Annotated in this window: 12 protein-coding genes; 3 read left to right on the forward strand and 9 right to left on the reverse strand. The window is 64.3% G+C overall.

Annotated features, from left to right (window positions below):
• Positions 1–14: 14 nt before the first annotated feature.
• Positions 15–950 (reverse strand): LipP1 family hormone-sensitive lipase, encoded by a 936-nt coding sequence (gene lipP1, locus RIC54_RS20550; protein ID WP_350091184.1) that lies wholly within the window; start codon positions 948–950, stop codon positions 15–17.
• 231 nt (positions 951–1181) lie between these two features.
• Here lipP1 and RIC54_RS20555 point away from each other — a divergent pair, with 231 nt between their 5' ends.
• The 3 genes from RIC54_RS20555 to RIC54_RS20565 all read left to right on the forward strand — a co-directional run bounded on the left by RIC54_RS20555 (position 1182) and on the right by RIC54_RS20565 (position 4881).
• On the forward strand, positions 1182–2849 hold the full coding sequence (locus RIC54_RS20555; RefSeq protein WP_350091181.1) for a flavin-containing monooxygenase: 1668 nt from the start codon (positions 1182–1184) through the stop codon (positions 2847–2849).
• 56 nt (positions 2850–2905) lie between these two features.
• Complete coding sequence (locus RIC54_RS20560; protein WP_350091178.1) at positions 2906–3673, forward strand: SDR family NAD(P)-dependent oxidoreductase; 768 nt, start codon at positions 2906–2908, stop codon at positions 3671–3673.
• Positions 3674–3765: 92 nt separating this feature from the next.
• On the forward strand, positions 3766–4881 hold the full coding sequence (locus RIC54_RS20565; protein WP_350091175.1) for an isocitrate/isopropylmalate dehydrogenase family protein: 1116 nt from the start codon (positions 3766–3768) through the stop codon (positions 4879–4881).
• Between the two features lie 65 nt (positions 4882–4946).
• Here the strand turns inward: RIC54_RS20565 and RIC54_RS20570 are convergent, their stop codons facing one another.
• The 8 genes from RIC54_RS20570 to tagH form a co-directional block, all read right to left on the reverse strand.
• Positions 4947–6848 (reverse strand): serine/threonine-protein kinase, encoded by a 1902-nt coding sequence (locus tag RIC54_RS20570; RefSeq protein WP_350091172.1) that lies wholly within the window; start codon positions 6846–6848, stop codon positions 4947–4949.
• On the reverse strand, positions 6845–7594 hold the full coding sequence (locus tag RIC54_RS20575; RefSeq protein WP_350091169.1) for a PP2C family protein-serine/threonine phosphatase: 750 nt from the start codon (positions 7592–7594) through the stop codon (positions 6845–6847). Before RIC54_RS20575 ends, RIC54_RS20570 begins: the two co-directional genes overlap by 4 nt.
• Positions 7582–8295 carry a type VI secretion system-associated protein TagF gene (tagF, locus tag RIC54_RS20580; RefSeq protein ID WP_350091166.1) on the reverse strand — a complete coding sequence of 238 codons (714 nt, stop codon included), beginning with the start codon at positions 8293–8295 and terminating at the stop codon, positions 7582–7584. The genes RIC54_RS20575 and tagF overlap by 13 nt, the downstream gene beginning before the upstream one ends.
• Positions 8296–8394: 99 nt before the next feature.
• Complete coding sequence (gene tssM, locus RIC54_RS20585; protein ID WP_350091163.1) at positions 8395–11982, reverse strand: type VI secretion system membrane subunit TssM; 3588 nt, start codon at positions 11980–11982, stop codon at positions 8395–8397.
• Positions 11983–11988: 6 nt separating this feature from the next.
• Positions 11989–12852, reverse strand: a complete 864-nt coding sequence (gene icmH / locus RIC54_RS20590) for a type IVB secretion system protein IcmH/DotU (RefSeq protein ID WP_350091160.1) — start codon at positions 12850–12852, stop codon at positions 11989–11991.
• Between the two features lie 3 nt (positions 12853–12855).
• Complete coding sequence (gene tssK, locus RIC54_RS20595) at positions 12856–14190, reverse strand: type VI secretion system baseplate subunit TssK (protein WP_350091157.1); 1335 nt, start codon at positions 14188–14190, stop codon at positions 12856–12858.
• A 48-nt stretch (positions 14191–14238) separates the two neighbouring features.
• Complete coding sequence (gene tssJ, locus RIC54_RS20600; RefSeq protein WP_350091154.1) at positions 14239–14745, reverse strand: type VI secretion system lipoprotein TssJ; 507 nt, start codon at positions 14743–14745, stop codon at positions 14239–14241.
• 30 nt (positions 14746–14775) lie between these two features.
• On the reverse strand, positions 14776–16368 hold the full coding sequence (gene tagH, locus RIC54_RS20605; protein ID WP_350091151.1) for a type VI secretion system-associated FHA domain protein TagH: 1593 nt from the start codon (positions 16366–16368) through the stop codon (positions 14776–14778).
• Between the last annotated feature and the right edge of the window lie 19 nt (positions 16369–16387).

Here is a 16387-nt window from a genome sequence, read left to right on the forward strand (position 1 = left end):
CGGTCTGTCGCGGCTCACGACAGTGCGCGCTTCAACGCATCGGCCACGTAGCGCTGGGCATTGATGGCATCGTCGATCACTGGCGCCATGCCAAAGAAGCCGTGGATCATGCCGGGATAGAGCTTGTAGTCGACCGGTGTCCCGGCGTTGCGCAAGGCGTCGGCGAAGCGGGCCCCTTCGTCGCAGAGGACGTCGCATTCAGCCGCGACGATCACCGCGGGGGCGAGGCTCGACAGGCTTGGCGCCTTGATTGGTGAAGCGCGCCAGTCCTCCGCGTCGCTGGTGCCGTTCAGATAGTGGGTCTGGAACCATCGCATCGCCGCGGTTGTCAGCACGCCGTACCCGGTTGCATAGCGCTCATAGCTGTCACCGATGAGGCTGTAGTCGGCCACCGGGTAGATCAGAGCTTGCAGCTTGAGCGCCGAGTCGCTCTCGTCGCGCGCCCGGATTGCGACGACCGCTGCCAAATTGCCGCCGGCACTGTCGCCGCAGACGGCGGTTCGGGTCGAATCGGTTCCAAGCTCCGAGGCGGATTTCACGACCCAGCGATACGCCGCCCAGGCATCATCGACAGCGGCCGGGAACCGATGCTCCGGGCCCATCCGGTAGTCGACGGACACCACCACGGCGCCGCTGCCGTTGCACAGGTTGCGGGCGATAGCGTCGTGCGTGTCCAGATTGCCGAGCACATGGCCGCCACCGTGAAAGTACACGACCGCCGGGAATGGACCGTCGCCGTTCGGCCAATAGATCCGTACCGGTACGTCGTCACCGGTTCCCGGCACCGTCCGGTCTTCGGCGCGGGCGATCGGCGCGGACGTGCCACCCCGTGCTTTCGCCATGGCATCGAATACTTCGCGCGCCTGCGCAGGAGCCATGGTCTCGATCGCCGGCAGCTTCGCGTCGGCCAGCGCCTTCAGAGCGAGCTGGATCTGGGGATGCAGCGCCATCGATCGAATCCTCCAATCAAACTGGCCAACGACCCCGACCGGTGCGAGCCGGGGATCGGCTGAACGCCGAAACGACGGTTTGGCCTGATGCATTCACGGCCCGTCATCGTCGTTGCATGTCGACAAACGTGACGGTGAGGGTATGTTCGAACAAATAAGCGCACAAGACGCAGACGAGGACTGAAGCCGAGTAACGTCGATACCCGTGCAAGCTTTCCAGGGGATGAAACGATGACCGACAGTGCAGCCAAGTCCGACGTTCGCCCGTTGGATCACGCCGACACGCTCGATGTCGCCATCGTCGGCGGCGGGCTGGCCGGACTCTATGCCATTCATCGGATGCGCGGCCTCGGCCTGACGGCTCGGGCCTACGAGGCCGGCAGCGGGGTCGGGGGAACGTGGTTCTGGAACCGCTATCCGGGCGCCCGGTGCGATATCGAGAGCCTGGAATACTCCTATGCCTTCTCCGAGGAACTGGATCAGGAGTGGAAGTGGCCGGAGCGCTATGCCACGCAGCCGCAGATCCTGGCCTACATCAACCACGTCGCGGAGCGCTTCGACCTGTTGCGCGATGTGCAGCTGAACACGCGGATCGTCGCTGCCGAGTTCGACAGGGCGACGGACCGGTGGACCTTGCGCACCGACAAGGGTGCCACCGTTTCGGCCCGGTTCTGCATCATGGCGACCGGCAACCTGTCCACTCCGAAGGTTCCGGACTTCAAGGGCTTGGAGACGTTCAAGGGCAACTGGTACCACAGCGGAATGTGGCCGGCCGAAGGGGTCGACTTCAGCGGCCAGCGGGTCGGAATCATCGGCACCGGGTCATCGGGGATCCAGATGATCCCGCTGATCGCCCGCCAAGCCAAGCATCTGCACGTGTTCCAGCGCACTCCCAACTTCAGCCTGCCGGCGCAGAACGGTCCGATGGAACCAAGCCGGGAGAATCCGCACAAGGCGAGCTATCCGGCGCGCCGCCAGGAAGCCCGAACATCCGGCTTCGGCGTGTCGGGATATCCGTCGCCGACGCATTCGGCCCTGGAGGTCCCGGCCGACGAGCGGCGACGCCGGTATGAGGAACTCTGGCAGCGCGGCGGCAGCATCGGCTTCCTGACCTGCTACAACGACTTTCTCGTCGACGAGAAGGCCAACGAGACGGCGGCCGAGTTCGTGCGCGAGAAGATCCGCAGCATCGTGCACGACCCGGCCGTGGCCGAATTGCTGGCGCCGACCGATCATCCGATCGGCACCAAGCGGCTGTGTCTCGATACCGGGTACTACGAGACCTACAACCGCGACAACGTCTCGCTGGTGGACGTGCGCCGTGCACCGATCCAGGAGATCACCGAGCGCGGCGTGCGAACTGCCGACAGGGAGTACGAACTGGATGCGATAGCGTTTGCGACCGGCTTCGATGCCATGACCGGCGCGTTGCGGGAGATCGATCTTCGGGTGAAGGGCGAAGCCGCGCTGGCCGACCTCTGGGCGGCGGGGCCGCGGACCTATCTCGGGCTATCGGTCGCCGGCTTCCCGAACATGTTCCTGGTCACCGGCCCGGGTAGTCCGGGCGTCAAGAGCCAGATGATCCTGTCGATCGAGCAGCATGTCGATTGGATCACCGACCTCATTGCGTACGCGCGGGATCGCGCGATATCGCGGATCGAAGCGGAACCCGAGGCTCAGGACCGCTGGGTGGCACACGTCAACGAGGTCGCCGACAGCACGCTCTACCCGGTGGCCAACTCCTGGTACGTGGGCGCCAACATTCCCGGCAAGCCAAGGGTGTTCATGCCGTATGTCGGCGGCGTCGGTGTCTACCGGCGCAAATGCGACGAGGTGGCGGCGAACGGCTACCAGGGATTCACACTGTCGGGCAGCCAGGGGCTGAAACGAACCGGCTAGGCCGACCAGCGCGGCTTAGCCGGCTATTCCAAGCGCGATCATCGAAAGGAAGTCCTGTGGGCAAGCTCGACGACAAGGTGGCGATCATCACCGGTGCCGCTGGCGGGATCGGGGCGGCTGCGGCGCGAATGTTCGCAGCCGAGGGTGCGAAGGTGATGCTGGTTGACCTGGATAGCGACCGATTGTCCGCGCTGGTACGGTCGATCGGAGAGGACAAGGCCGATCATGCCGTGGTCAACGTCGCCGACGCCGACGAGGTCAAAGGCTGCATCGCCCGGACGGTCGAGCGCTTCGGGGGGGTCGATGTAGCGTTGTTGAACGCCGGGATCGAGGGCAAGGTCGCGCGTATCCAGGACCAGGGCGACGATGATTTCGACAAGGTAATCGCTGTGAACGTCCGCGGAGTCTGGCTGGGACTGAAATACACCATGCCGGAGATGGCCAAGCGTGGCGGCGGCTCGATCGTGATCACCGCGTCGACCGCCGGGATCCGGGCGGTCCCGGGCATCTCGCCCTACATCTGCAGCAAGCACGCGGTGATCGGGCTGATGCGCTCGGGCGCGATGGAAGGGGCACCGTCGAAGATCCGGGTCAACACGGTGAATCCATCGCCGATCGAGACGGCGATGATCCATCGGCTCGAGGACTCCTACAATCCGGACCGGGGCAACCGCCAGCCGATGGCGGAGTCCACGCCGTTGCGCCGATACGGCCAGCCCGAGGAGGTCGCACGGATGATGCTGTTCCTGGCTTCCGACGACGGATCGTTCTGTACTGGCGGGGTCTACATGGTCGACGGTGGTGTATCGGCCGGGCGCAGTTGATCAGCGGTTCAACGACTTGCCGGCAGCATTAGTCCATGCATTAATGTATGCATTGTTGATTCTGTCCTCACATCACCCGCGGAACATCCCACATGCCCGAACGCCATCCTTCGGTAGGCCGTAACGGCTACCGCATCGCTGTTGTCCCTGGAGACGGTATCGGTCCTGAAGTAAGTGCTGCAGCGGTGCAGGTGCTTGAACAGGCGCTTGGAGCCTCGTTCCCGATCGAGTTCCAGGACTACGACGCCGGCGCCGAGTGCTTTCGACGGACGGGCACGGCGTTCCCCGAAGCGACCGAGATCGCTTGCCGGGAGGCTCACGCGGTACTCCACGGGGCGGCGGGGCTTCCCGACGTGCTGTTCCCGGACGGAACCGAAGCCGGCCAGGACTTCTCCATGAAGATCCGGGCGAGGCTGGATCTGTACGCCAACGTTCGCCCGATCCGACTTATGGAGGGCGCGCCGCGCCGCCTTGTCGGCAAAGGCCCGGACGATATCCGCTTCACCATCGTTCGTGAGAACACCGAGGGCCTGTACGCCGCGCGCGGCGGCGGTAACGTCATCCGCGGCCAGATCGCGACCGACACGCTGGTAATGACCCGCGAGGGCGTGGAGCGCATCGTGCGCTACGCGGCGGAACTGGCGCAGGACGGCCAGGGCGCGCCCGCCGACGGGGTCAAGCGCGTGACCATCGTCGACAAGGCGAACGTGCTGCGCAGCTACGCCTTCTTCCGTGAGATTGCCGACGGTGTTCTGGCCGAATACCCCGATGTCGAGGTCGAGCATGTGATCGTCGACGCGATGACCGTCCACATGCTCGAGCGACCCGAGCACTTTGATGTCATTGTCTGCGAGAACCTGTTCGGCGACATCCTGTCCGATCTCGGGGCCGCGATCATGGGCGGGATGGGACTGGCACCGTCCGGCGAGATCGGTCGGGACCACGGATACTTCCAGGGGTCTCACGGCTCGGCTCCGACCATTGCCGGGAAGGGGCTCGCCAATCCGATCGCCTGCATCCTGTCGGGCGCGATGATGCTGGACTGGCTGGGCAAACGCCATTCAGATCCGGCGTTGTCTCAGGCGGCGGCGCGCATCCGTGAGGCAACGGGCACGGTGCTGAAGGACGGCCGCGCGGTGACGCCGGACATCGGGGGAGGCGGTTCGACCGAGTCCTGCACGGCTGAGATCTGCTCGGTGCTTGGATGAAGCTGGATCGAACGGCGTTCCGGCCAACGATGTTCTGACAGCACGGCCGCACCGGGCGGTTCACCCTACGGTTCGGTGGGCCAGTGTGGCTCCCGGATCGGTGGTGGCACGATCGGGAACCGTTCGACAAGTATGGCGGCAAGCCGGTCGAACTCGGCGCGCTCGGCATCCGAGTTGAGTAAGTGCCGGCGTTCGTTCAGAAGATCGGTCAGATGGGTCGCAACGACGCGAACACCATCCGGATCGACCTCATGCAGCATCTCCAGAAGATGGGAGATCGGCTCGATTGGCAGCGGGGTTGACTGCTGGATCAACGTGGACAGCCGGGCCAGGATTGCGCGGGTGACCACCAGGGTCGCCGCGCTGTGATGGCTTGCCGTGTGCCCGGTCTCCCGCAGGGCGATGACGGCGCCGGTCGCGCGCTCGAGCGCAGCGTTGTCGCCGTCGTTGAGGGCCTCGGGCTGCAGCCGGTCCGACAGCCGCTGCACGAGGATGTCGCGCGGCGCGTCCCACCCGGTCGTTTCGCTCAGCCTGGTTGCGACCGAGAGGCTGTCGAGCGGCCGTTCGGGCAGCGGCCTCAGGCCCAGCAGATCAATGGTCAGTTCGGTGGCGCGACGCCCGGTCTCCCAGTGGTGGCTGGCTTCGTCGTGGTGGTGATGCGTCCAGGCAGCGACTGCAATCAAGGCCGCCAGGGTGATGGTACCGAGCGCGACCGTGATCGTCGGAAACGGCGTCCGCAGGCCCGCCACGAACGTGCGCATCTTCAGTGGACGGCGACCGCGACGCAGCGCCAGCCCTCGGCGGAGCGTTCGCCAGGCGTGTGCAGGTACGTTGGGTGGCCGCGTCGGTTGCAGATCCAGATGCCGTGCCCGGTCGGCAGTGTATCGGTCGTACGGATGCCGGCCGGCAATCAACTCGTAGCCGATCACCGCCAGGGAGAAGATATCGTCTCGGGGTTCCGCGGAAGCGCCCAGCAGCATCTCCGCGCTGGCGTACGCCGGTGTAAGGGCTCCGCCGCCAACGTCGCGATCACGTTCCTGATCGAGCTTGGCTTCGCCGTGGACGACTTGCGCCGCGCCCAGGTCGAGGATCCGAGGGTCTCCATTTTCGAGCAGGAAGATGTTTCCAGGCTTCAGGTCGGCGTGCACGAGGCCTTTGGCATGGGCATGGGCGATGGCGGAGCCAATTCGCGTCAGGATCCGGCGCGCGACCGGCCAAGGTGCGCCGGTCGCAAACTCCTGCCGCATCACCGTGCTCAGGCTTCGCCCTTCCAGGAACTCGAGTGCGAGGAACGGCTGGGCGTCTATCCAGCCCTGTGCCAGGACTTTCACGAAACCGCGATGGTTCAGGGACCAGGCGTTATCCGCTTCGCGGGCGAATGTCTCCACCATATCCTGGTCATCGGTCAGCGATGATCGCAGAACCTTCAAGGCGACGACCTGACCGTTGCGATTATCGATCGCCCGGTAGACCGTCGACATTCCCCCAACCGCGATCGGTTCCTCGATAACATAGCGGTTCGCGCACAGCGTTCTCTTGGGCAGCTCGACATCCGGGCTGGTCCCGGCCTTGTCCTCGTCCTCGCCTTTGCCTCCCGATGAGTTGCCAGGGTCATCGTCTGCGGCAGAATCGGCCGGAGGTTCATTGTCGGTTCCGCGCAGGACGGTCTCATCGACCTGATCCTGGTCGGGAGGAATGTCGAGCCATGCCGGGCTCACCGTATGCTGAGTGGACGTGCGCGCCACATGGATCGCGAAGGCTCTGAGCGAGGTCAGGGCGGCACGCGATATCGAACCGTCACCGGTCAGGCCCAGCAGTACCTCGTCAAACAACGCCCGGGCGCCCGGGCCGTAAGTCAGAAGCGAGGCGAGTTCGCGGCGTGCGGAGCTGTCGTCGGGCGCCGCTGCGAAGAATCGGACGGCTGACCCCATTCGCTCGCGGAACGCCTCGCGCATGGCATCGGTCATGACGCAGGCGCTCCGTCGGAGAGATTGACGGCAAGCGCCGTGACATCGTCCGTCGCTCCGCGTGCCTGGGCGAGATCGACGGCCCGCCGGACTGTCTGCTCAGGGTTGTCATCCACGAGACCGGCCAACTCATCCACAGCCACGTGACGGCTGATGCCGTCGGTGCACAGCATGAATCGGTCGCCCGCGTGTGCTTCGATCGCCAGACGGTCGATTTCAGCGACGTCGGAGACGCCTACGGCTCGGCTGATCATGTGAGAAGCCCGATGCGCTTTGGCCGCCGCACGATCGATCTCGCCCCGATCCAGCATCTCCTGCACAGGGGTGTGATCCCGAGTCAGCAGGAATGCCTCGCCGTTGCGGACCAGGTAGATCCGGCTGTCGCCACACCAGACGCACATGACGTACCCGCTGTGAACCAACAGCACTGCGGCCGTGGTGCCGATCACGATGCTCGGCTGCGCCGTCGCTCCGCGGGTGAAGAGTTCGGTGTTGGCGACGGCGATGGCGTCGTCTACGGCACGGGCAAGGTTGATCAGTGAGTTCTGCGCGGTGATGCGGCCAAGTTCGCGGCAGAGGGTACGGCTGGCGATGTGCCCGTCCGCGTGACCGCCCATGCCGTCGGCGACGGCCCACAGACCGAGGTCTGGACGATCGAGGCATGAATCCTGGTTCTCCCGGTGGCGCTGCCCGCAATGGGACAAGGCGGCCGATTGCCACGAGTAGGATGGGCTCAGCCCTGCCATCCCCAGTCCTTCCAGGAGCCTACCAGCATTCCTCGGGCGGCCTCCGGCGGAGGCAGTCCGGCGAACAGGATCGTGCTCGCCGGGCGGTCATCGTAGCTTGGATGCCACCAGATCGAGTAGCCGTCCACCGCATCGGCCAAAAGTGGAAGGGCAAGGGAGGTCGCAAGGCCGGAACTGCCGATCTGGTCGGACGGCGCCGTTTCCATCCGAACACCAAATCCGACCTTTGGATCCGGGTGCCAGCGCTGGCGGGCAGGGAGACTGTCGTCGACCACCGGCGACGGTTTCGGCAGGCTCTCGACATGGGTGACGAACGCTTCAGGGGCGAGGCTTCGTCCAATCGCCGCCAGGACCAGTGCCTCCGCCCGCTCAAAGCCCTCAGCCCAGGTCGTTGCCATGTCGATGGCGGTCAGGCCGTCCGGAATCTCGACCAGCACGGTCATTGGAAAGCTGCGACCGATGCGATCGACGCTTGGCACCATGACACCGGCTCGGCTGATCTCGCCCATTGCCGGAGCCGCGATCGCGAATCTCCAGACCGGTCCTGAGAGGTAGTGGTCGATCCAGTCGTCGTCGCCGTCACGGGCGCAGGCCGTCATGGCGGACCGCAGCCAACCGTCCCACGCTTCGACGAAGGTCCCGGGCAGGTTCCGGGACAGGAAGTCGCCCAGCGCGGGGATCTTGCCGTAACAGCCTGGCATCTGCCTCTCTCAATCAGCCATGTGATCAGCGGCCGGCACACGTTTTGATGCCGATCGCGATGGCGTGCAGGCGAAACGAACCCGGCGATCGTCCTGGCGTCAAAGGCCGGGCTGACAGCGGAACTGGGTTAATTCGGGTAGCTCGAACGGGTTGTTGATGCTGTCGGCACCCAACTCGAACGTCGCCTTCATGTCGCGGATCGCGATGGGAAGCACGAACTTGTCGGCAAGTCCGGTCTTTTTCAGCTGCAGTTGATCAAACAGCCGGAACCAGGCCCAAGGCCCGGTGGTCTGGGTGCTGGTCGAGCTTCCGTTGGTGTCGGTCATCGTAACCGTGATCTGCTGGCTCGCGCTCGGGTCAGGCCATGTGAGATTGAACGTTCGCGGCGGCTCATGACGGTACGTGATGATCTGCGATCCGGTGTCGATGGCGATCCGGGCGGCTTGGGCGTCGAGGTAGGTCGGCTTCAACGTAAAGCTGACAGAGGGCGCCGGCGTGCCGCTGCGGAAGAACGTCGAGCGCACCACCGATGCGTTCTGCAGCGAGTCGAGGAACGGCGCAGAAAGGTTCAGCCCATCGCCCTGCACCAGCAGGTTTTTCCAGGGCCGGTTTGTCGTGTCGATGAAGTCGGCGAGGTAGGTGGTCTGGAACGTCTCAAGCGTTCCACCCGGTCCGAAGAACGTACCGAAATCCTTTATCGTGGTCTCATCCTGACCGTCGCGGTAGACCGGATAACGGCTGAGAATAGCCCGCGTGCATTCGCCGACCACGTCGCGTCGCCACTGATCGTTCAGGTAGCCGCGTGCCTCCGACAGCATCGCGCCCCACAGCCGTGGCGGCAGTTCGGCCAGGATACGTCGCAGCGGCGCCGGCTGGGATATTGCCGTCGTGGACAACTGTGACAGCGCGTCGCGCTGGTCCTTGGCCTTCAGGCGCTGCCGGACCGCATCGAACGACGCCTTGCCGACATCCGAGGCGGTATCGATGGCGTTGATCTGCCCGTAGGCGGCGATGATCTGCTGTTGAATGTCGTTGATGCCGGGACGTTGGTTGTTGGTGCCGCGTGCCAGCGCCTGGATATCGGAGAACGCCTTGTTGATCGGCGTGCCGGGCCAGCTCTTTGGCGATCCGACTTGGGTGGCGGCCCCTGCGACCCGAGCCGCAACCGATTCCGCTGCCGAAACCGCAGCCGCTGCCTTTGCACCACCGGGGACGCCTTGAGGAATCTGAGAGCCGGCACCGTTGCCAAGCGATCCGGCCTGAAAACTCAGGTCGGTGTTGTCCGCGACAACATTCAGAAGCCGATTGATTGGCGACTGGGTGCCCGAGAGAATGGCAAGGACGGAGTTGGCATCGCCGATGTCGCGCAGGTCGCGCAACTCGATGTCGTCAAGGAACCGGCGCCAGGTGGAGATATAGTTGTCGGTGTAGCGCTTGGTGGCGGCATCCAGCAGCGATGACAGGTCCTGTTCGTTGGCTGCTTTGGCCTCCGGTCCGACGATCCAGTCGTCGCTGGCCTGGCTGCGGCCCAAGGTCGGTAGCCTGCGCAGGAAGATGTTGTAGAAGCCGTCCGACGTATAAAGGTACGGAATGACCGGTGCGGTACGGGATGGTGACCGGCGAACCAGCATCTGCAGGCCATCAAGCCCGACGATATCGCTCAGGTCTTTGCTGGCGAAGCGGTTGCCTTCGGCTTCCAGCGCCGTGTAGATCTGGTCGATCGGCGGGACGCTGATCAGGGCACGGCGCGCCGCGGTGATAACCTCCTGCTTTAACGGCTGCTCGCCCGGCCAGGTGTCCAACAGCGACTGGGCGTGCCGATCCACCGCTTCCCTCAGATCGGGGCGCAGTGGGAAGCGTTGCTCCAACTCCAGGGTTAGCCAACGCTCCATGGCGGCGCGATCAAACTTCTCGGGGCTTCCGAAACCCAAGTAGAGCGACAGCAATTCGGTGATTTCCTCTGCGTCGCCACGCTTGGTGGCGCGTTGCAGAGCGCCTTCCAGAAGGCTCCTCATCGGCGGCAGCATGAGTTGGTGCAGCAGGCGGGTATACGCGTCGATCAACGGTCGGCGCAGCCTCGCATCGAAGTGGAGATCGATCCACTCAAGCCTCTCCTCGATCGCGCCGCGGCGAACAAAGTCGACCATCTGCCCCAGGGTGTTGAGCGGAACCAGAGCGGCTTCCACACTCGGGTTGGCGTTGAACGCGGCGATACCCTTATCGATCGCATCGAAGTTGGCGGTGTACTGCTCGACCTCGGCCTTCGCTTCGACATGCCCGCGATACCACAACGTGCCGAGGCCGAGGACAGCGAGAGCGCATGCCGCATAGACGCTGAGGTAGGTCAGGAAAATGCGCCGCTCGATCGTCCGGTTACGCCCGACCAGACCACGCTCACTGATAATGACCTCGGTCAGCAGGCGCTTGATGAAGAACGTTTTGGCCGGACCATGGTGTGGTGACGACTGTCCGGGATCGAATCCGAAGGCGCGTGCGTAGGCGGCCTTCATGCGATCGATCGGTGTCCCTTCCTGAGTGCCGCTGGTGAAGTACATCCCCCGGAACAGCGGCTGCATGGAGTAGCGGTTGGGTCGGAACACCTCCTCGACAAAGTTCTCCAGCAGGGGGCGAATACCCGCGACCTGCTCGGGGAACGCGTAGATCTGGCGCCGCCGATCGTCGCTGCGCTCTTCGTTCAGACGTCGCGGAACGTGGCTGCTCAGCCGCTCCAGCAGACCATCGATCTGGTTGTGCAGCGTGGTGAGCGCAGCCGTGCTGGTGTTGGACTTGCCCATCGGCAAGGTTACGCCCCAAACCTGCTCGCGCCCCTCATCGTCGAGGTCCTCGAAGAATTCCGCAAACCCGGCGACCAGATCGGACTTCGTGAACAGGACATAGACTGGCATCCGTATGCCGAAGCCGCGCATGATTTCCTGCAGGCGCGCCTTCACCGCTTCGATGGTGCGTTTTCTCTCCTGTTCATCCTGAACCAGGATGTCGGCAAGGCTGATCGCTATGATCACGCCGTTGATCGGCTGGCGGGGCCGACTTTCCTTGAGGATGCTCAGAAATCCGCGCCAGGTCGACGCGTCGGACGCTGCATTGACGTCCTGTGTCGTGTATCGCCCGGCGGTGTCCAGCAGCACCGCCTGATCGGTCAGCCACCAATCGCAGCTTCGGGTTCCTCCGACTCCCTCAATGACCTCGACGCCGAGGCGCTCGGCCAGTGGGAACTCCAGTCCGGAATTGCGCAGGATCGTGGTCTTTCCGGCACCGGGCGGCCCGATGATCAGGTACCAGGGCAGGTCATAGAGATGGCGGCCGGTGATGGAACTTTCCTTCAGCGCGGACATCGCATCTTCGAAGCGCTGCCGGAGAACCTCCAGGTCGTCATCGGCGGCACCGTCCGTCATGGCGGTGAGCGATTGGCTGTTCGTGAGATTCTCGATCATCTTCTTGTTCAGTCGGCGGACCCGCCAGAAACGCAGGAGTTCCAGGCCGACGAACAGCAGAACGATCCCGCCGATCGTAGCGATTCGCGCGGTCGCCGAGGCAAGCGGGATGCTTTCGAAGATGTGGATCTGCGGCCCTGCAAACCAGACGACCACGCCAACTGCGATGAGTCCGAGCAGGATGACGGTCGTGCGGCTGAACAGCATTCGGCCAATAGCAGAGAGAATTCTCATTTGCGCCTAAGACCCAGGTTCAGATGCAGCGATCATCCGCGCCAGCTCGACCACCGGTGCCTTGATCTGATCCAGGCTCAGGTCGAACAATGTGAACATGCCGAGGATGACCGTACAGGTCAGCGCAAACACTACCCACATCGGTACGACATGGCGCAGCCCGCGGCCGGTCTTCACGCCTTCCCAATCGACACTCCGCGGTCGTGGGGTGCGGCTGCGCTGGCGGCCGACCTCGCGGTGAAGTTCGTGCCTCAGATCCGCCAGTTCGGCCTGCCCGTTCTCCAGGACCCGATAGCGGCCCTCGAACCCGAGCGCCAGCACGAGGCCGATCAGTTCGTTCACGTCGAGGTTGCGCGCCGGGTCCTGGCGCAGCTTCCGCAGCAGGGCGAACACCTTTTCCCCGCCCCAGGTCTCATTCTGGAAGATCGACAGCAGGCTCCGCTGGCTCCAGACGCTGTCCCCGCCCCACGGCGTCAGCAGAACGGTTTCGTCAAGCGCCGAGCAGAGCACATAGCGCGCCGACAGCACGTGATCGTTCGGGCAGCCGGCCGAGGTGGCTCGTTGTTCGAACAACTGGATCTCTTCGACGACCTTGCGCTGCAACTCGGCGACGTCCCGATGCTCGCTGGTGGCGGCCAACTCGATCATCAGGTCGAACAGCGTGCCGGCGGCGGCGATCAGCGGGTTCTTCGGGTAGGCATTGCGACTCTGATACGACTTCAGGTCGACCGGTCCGACCGAGCCGGAGACCGCTTGGGGACGAAGCGGCGGGCGCGGTGATCCGTCGGAAGGCGGCAATGTCCGCCGAGGGGTGCCCGGCCGGGTCTGGACGACCGTGGGATCCTCATCGATTGCGGTCGGCGGACGCACGGCTCAGCTCTCCCGTATGGCCCAGAATTCCAGGCGAATGCCCGGAAACTCGCCGGCAACATGAAACGCGAACGAGGCTGACCCGGACAGTTTCGACCAAAGCTCCGACTGTCGGTCCAGTTCGAAGTAGGCGGTGTCGCTGTGATACGGCACTTCTCGTGGAGCAACCGGCAATGCCTTCAAGCCAATGCCCGGAAGCTGCAGGTTGACGAGATTCCGGATCTCCTCGACCGGTCCGATCTTCACCTGATTGGGGAACGAACGCAGGATGTCAGCGCTGTCAACATTGGCGCGGACGGCCAGGACAAACCGCGCCTGCCGCAAGAGATTCTGGTCGGCGATGATCGAGACATAGACGCCGTACTTCCGGGCCTCGATCGGCAACTGGTGTGCCGAGCGCTCGGTAACGATGCTCAACGCCTGCCGAATATGCCGGAGGACCGGCCCGAAACAGGTATCGAGCTCGTCGTGGACATAGTTCGGAAAAGCTGGCGGTCGTCGCGCGCCGTCGAAGGTGGACAACTCGCCCGCAAGCTGCAGGGCGATTGAGTAAACGGTCTCGGGATGCAACGGACGCACATTCAGCAGATGCTCGAACAGTGGCTCGAACCGATTGATCAGCTGCAGCAGCAGGAAATCGCTCAGTGTTGACACCCCGTCGGCGCGTGCCGGATCGACCATCGTCGCCAGCGCCTCGCCCCGCCGCCGCAGCAGCGCGGTGATCTCGCTGAGCAAACGACCAAAACCGGCATAGGCCCCGCAGTCGAGTGCCGGCGCGAGAAATCCGTCGTCGAGGACAACCGCACCGTCCGAGCCGCGCTCTTTCACCCGGGCAACCGCGAGGAGGACCAGATCGTCGACCGGTTCGCCTTCGAGCACCAGCCGCAGGTTCGGGATTGCCAGCTGAACGTCGATCTCGTCCGACGTACGCTGGGTGCTGTTGCGAAGGCCGCGTCCGGCCGACCGGAAGCGGGGGTCGATGCGCCCATCGTCGTCCGGATCGATTTCCGGTCCGTCGCCGCTGCGGACCGGCAGCGCCAGATAGACCCTGCCGTTCGAAAAATCGGTCGGAATGTCGCGGGGCTTGAGGGCATGGGCGCTGGCAGGCACTTCCACGGGCGTGCCATCCGGCATTACGGCACGGAGTCGGGTCAGGGCAATCTTGCCGAGCGCGAGGGCTGGAGCATCGAGCTCCAGGGCGGTCAGGCCCCAGGAGCAGGGTCGTAGGCTCGTCACCCTGGACTCGACGTAGGTCTCCAAATAGCGGTCGTGCTGCTGGAAGTGGTGGGGGCGCATGAACATCCCCTCGATCCACAAAGGTTTATTTTCCGTCGCCATGCCGGTCCCGTTGGTTGCTGTTCCCGGTTACCCCGAGTGTTCCGACCCTCAAAAGATTTTCCACCAACTCGAACTCGGACGCTGGAGGGAGACCGACAGTGAATCGACGCTGACGGTAAAGGCGTTCTGATTTTCCGGGGTCGCCGCCTCAATCACACGCCACGTCGCATTGTCGATGTCGCGAAAGCCGGCAACAATTCCAATATACCGCGTTTCCGGGCTGACCGTATCGTCATAGGTGAGCTTGCCGCCGGGCTTCACGTTGAACTCCTTCTGACCCAGGAGATCACCGCCCAGGACCTTGCGGTCGCTGTAGAATATTTCTGAAAACTCGGCTGCCTTGAATGCGCTGTCCGATTTGAGCTGGTAGATGCGGAGCACGACGGGGGAAGGCTCGGACGAACTATTCGGGTTGATCGAACCGGTTGCTGCAATGGTCATCGACACCGTCGTCGGGTCCGGCGTCGACGATCCGCATCCGACAAGCACCAGTACAGCCGCGAACACCGCGGACCACTTGAAGCTCTCGGTAGTCGATCGCAGCCGATGCCGCATTCTCTGTTTCCCCCCCCTCAACGCCGAAACCTACTTAAGACGACCGATCTCTCGATGATACGCTGTCACGAAAGCGGCACCGAAGATTTCTCGAACCGCATCTGCCGATTGCGGCGGGTGCCCGCTCGCAAACTGATCCAGCAGAGCCTCAAGCGCGGACGCCGCTGCGGAACTGTTCGCCGAAAGCGCTGCCACCGACTGTCGGGTTGCGGCGTCCAGGGATTGGGCCGGATGGATGCCGTTTGACAGCGACTGTTTCAACGCTGCTTCACCTGACCGGAACACCAGGAATGGGTTGTCCTGGTCCTGGCCGAGATCGTTCGGATCGATGCCGGCCGCCCGGGCCAGGGCATTGCGCGCGTCGAACGCTCCGGCAATGCCGAGTGCTGCCGACCGTGCTGCACGGCCCACCAGTTCGATGATGTGATGCGAATCCATACCTTCCAGCACGCTGGGGTCAACGCCCAGCCCCGTCGCCAGGGCGGTAAGAACAGGTTCGTTGGATGGCACACCGGACGGGAGGTCCTTCGTCTCATCCTTTTCCCCATCGAGCGGCTGGTCGGCAGGGGAAGGCGAGGTTGACGAGTGCGGGACCGGCGACAGCGGCTCAGGCCCGTTGCCGGTGCCCGGTACCGGCCGGAGCAGAGGGACGTTGTCGGGGAGCACGCCCTTGACCGGCGCTGGAGCAGGCGGGGCGATCGGTTGGGGCAGCAGGTCGTCAAAATCGTCGTCGGGCAACATTGGACGTGTCGCCGCCGGCGCCGGCGTGGGTGGGACGGGCGGACGGGATGGCACTATTCCGGGTGGTGGCGCGCCACGTTCAGTGGCCGGGGGGGTCACCGGCGGAGGAGAGTCGGGCAGAAGCGCATCGAAATCGTCCGGCAACTTCGACGTCGGAGCCGCGGCCGGCTGCACCGGAGGGGTTTGCGAAATCGAAGGGGGGGGCTCTGACACCGGGCTTTTGAAGTCGATGTCTTCCGGCAGTCGAGGTTTGGTTGCCGGGGGCGTCTTGGGAGCAGGCGCGGTTGGCGCAGGCGCTGTTCTTCGGGGCGGCGGCGGAGGGATCGGCTCCTTGCGCAGGGGCGCGGGAGCCGGGGTGGGCCGGCTGGTGGTGGGCGGAGGTGCTTTGGCGCTTGTCAGCGGTGGCTGGTCGAATGCGTCGTCTGGAATCTCCAGCCGGCCAAGGCGCGGCTCATTGCCCCTCCGGTCGACGACGTCCAGGATGTCCTTCGGTGGCTGTGTTCCGACGCCCCCGAGCAAGGCCGATCCCACATTCACCGACATGGTTACGCCGGGCCTCTGCTGTGCCGCGCCGTCCCGAATCCTGACCGCAATCTCATAGTCGCCGAGCACCAGCCGGTCGCCGTTCGACAGAACCGCATGCTGGTCGCGGCCGAGCGCAGTGGCATCGCCATTCACGAACACGCCGTTGGTGCTGATATCGGTGACCCGGAACTGGCCGCCGCTGCAGTCGATCTCGGCATGCCGAGACGAGATGTACCGGTTCGGGTCCGGCAGAATCCAGGAATTGTCGCGTCCCCTGCCGATCGACCCGCCTGCTTCCGTGAACGTGTGCGATTGGGCGTCGCCCATCAGCGATTTTTGAAAGCTGATGATCTCCAAGGTCAATTCCATCTGACGA

Source organism: Thalassobaculum sp., from assembly GCF_040219215.1.
Classification (GTDB): domain Bacteria; phylum Pseudomonadota; class Alphaproteobacteria; order Thalassobaculales; family Thalassobaculaceae; genus Thalassobaculum_A.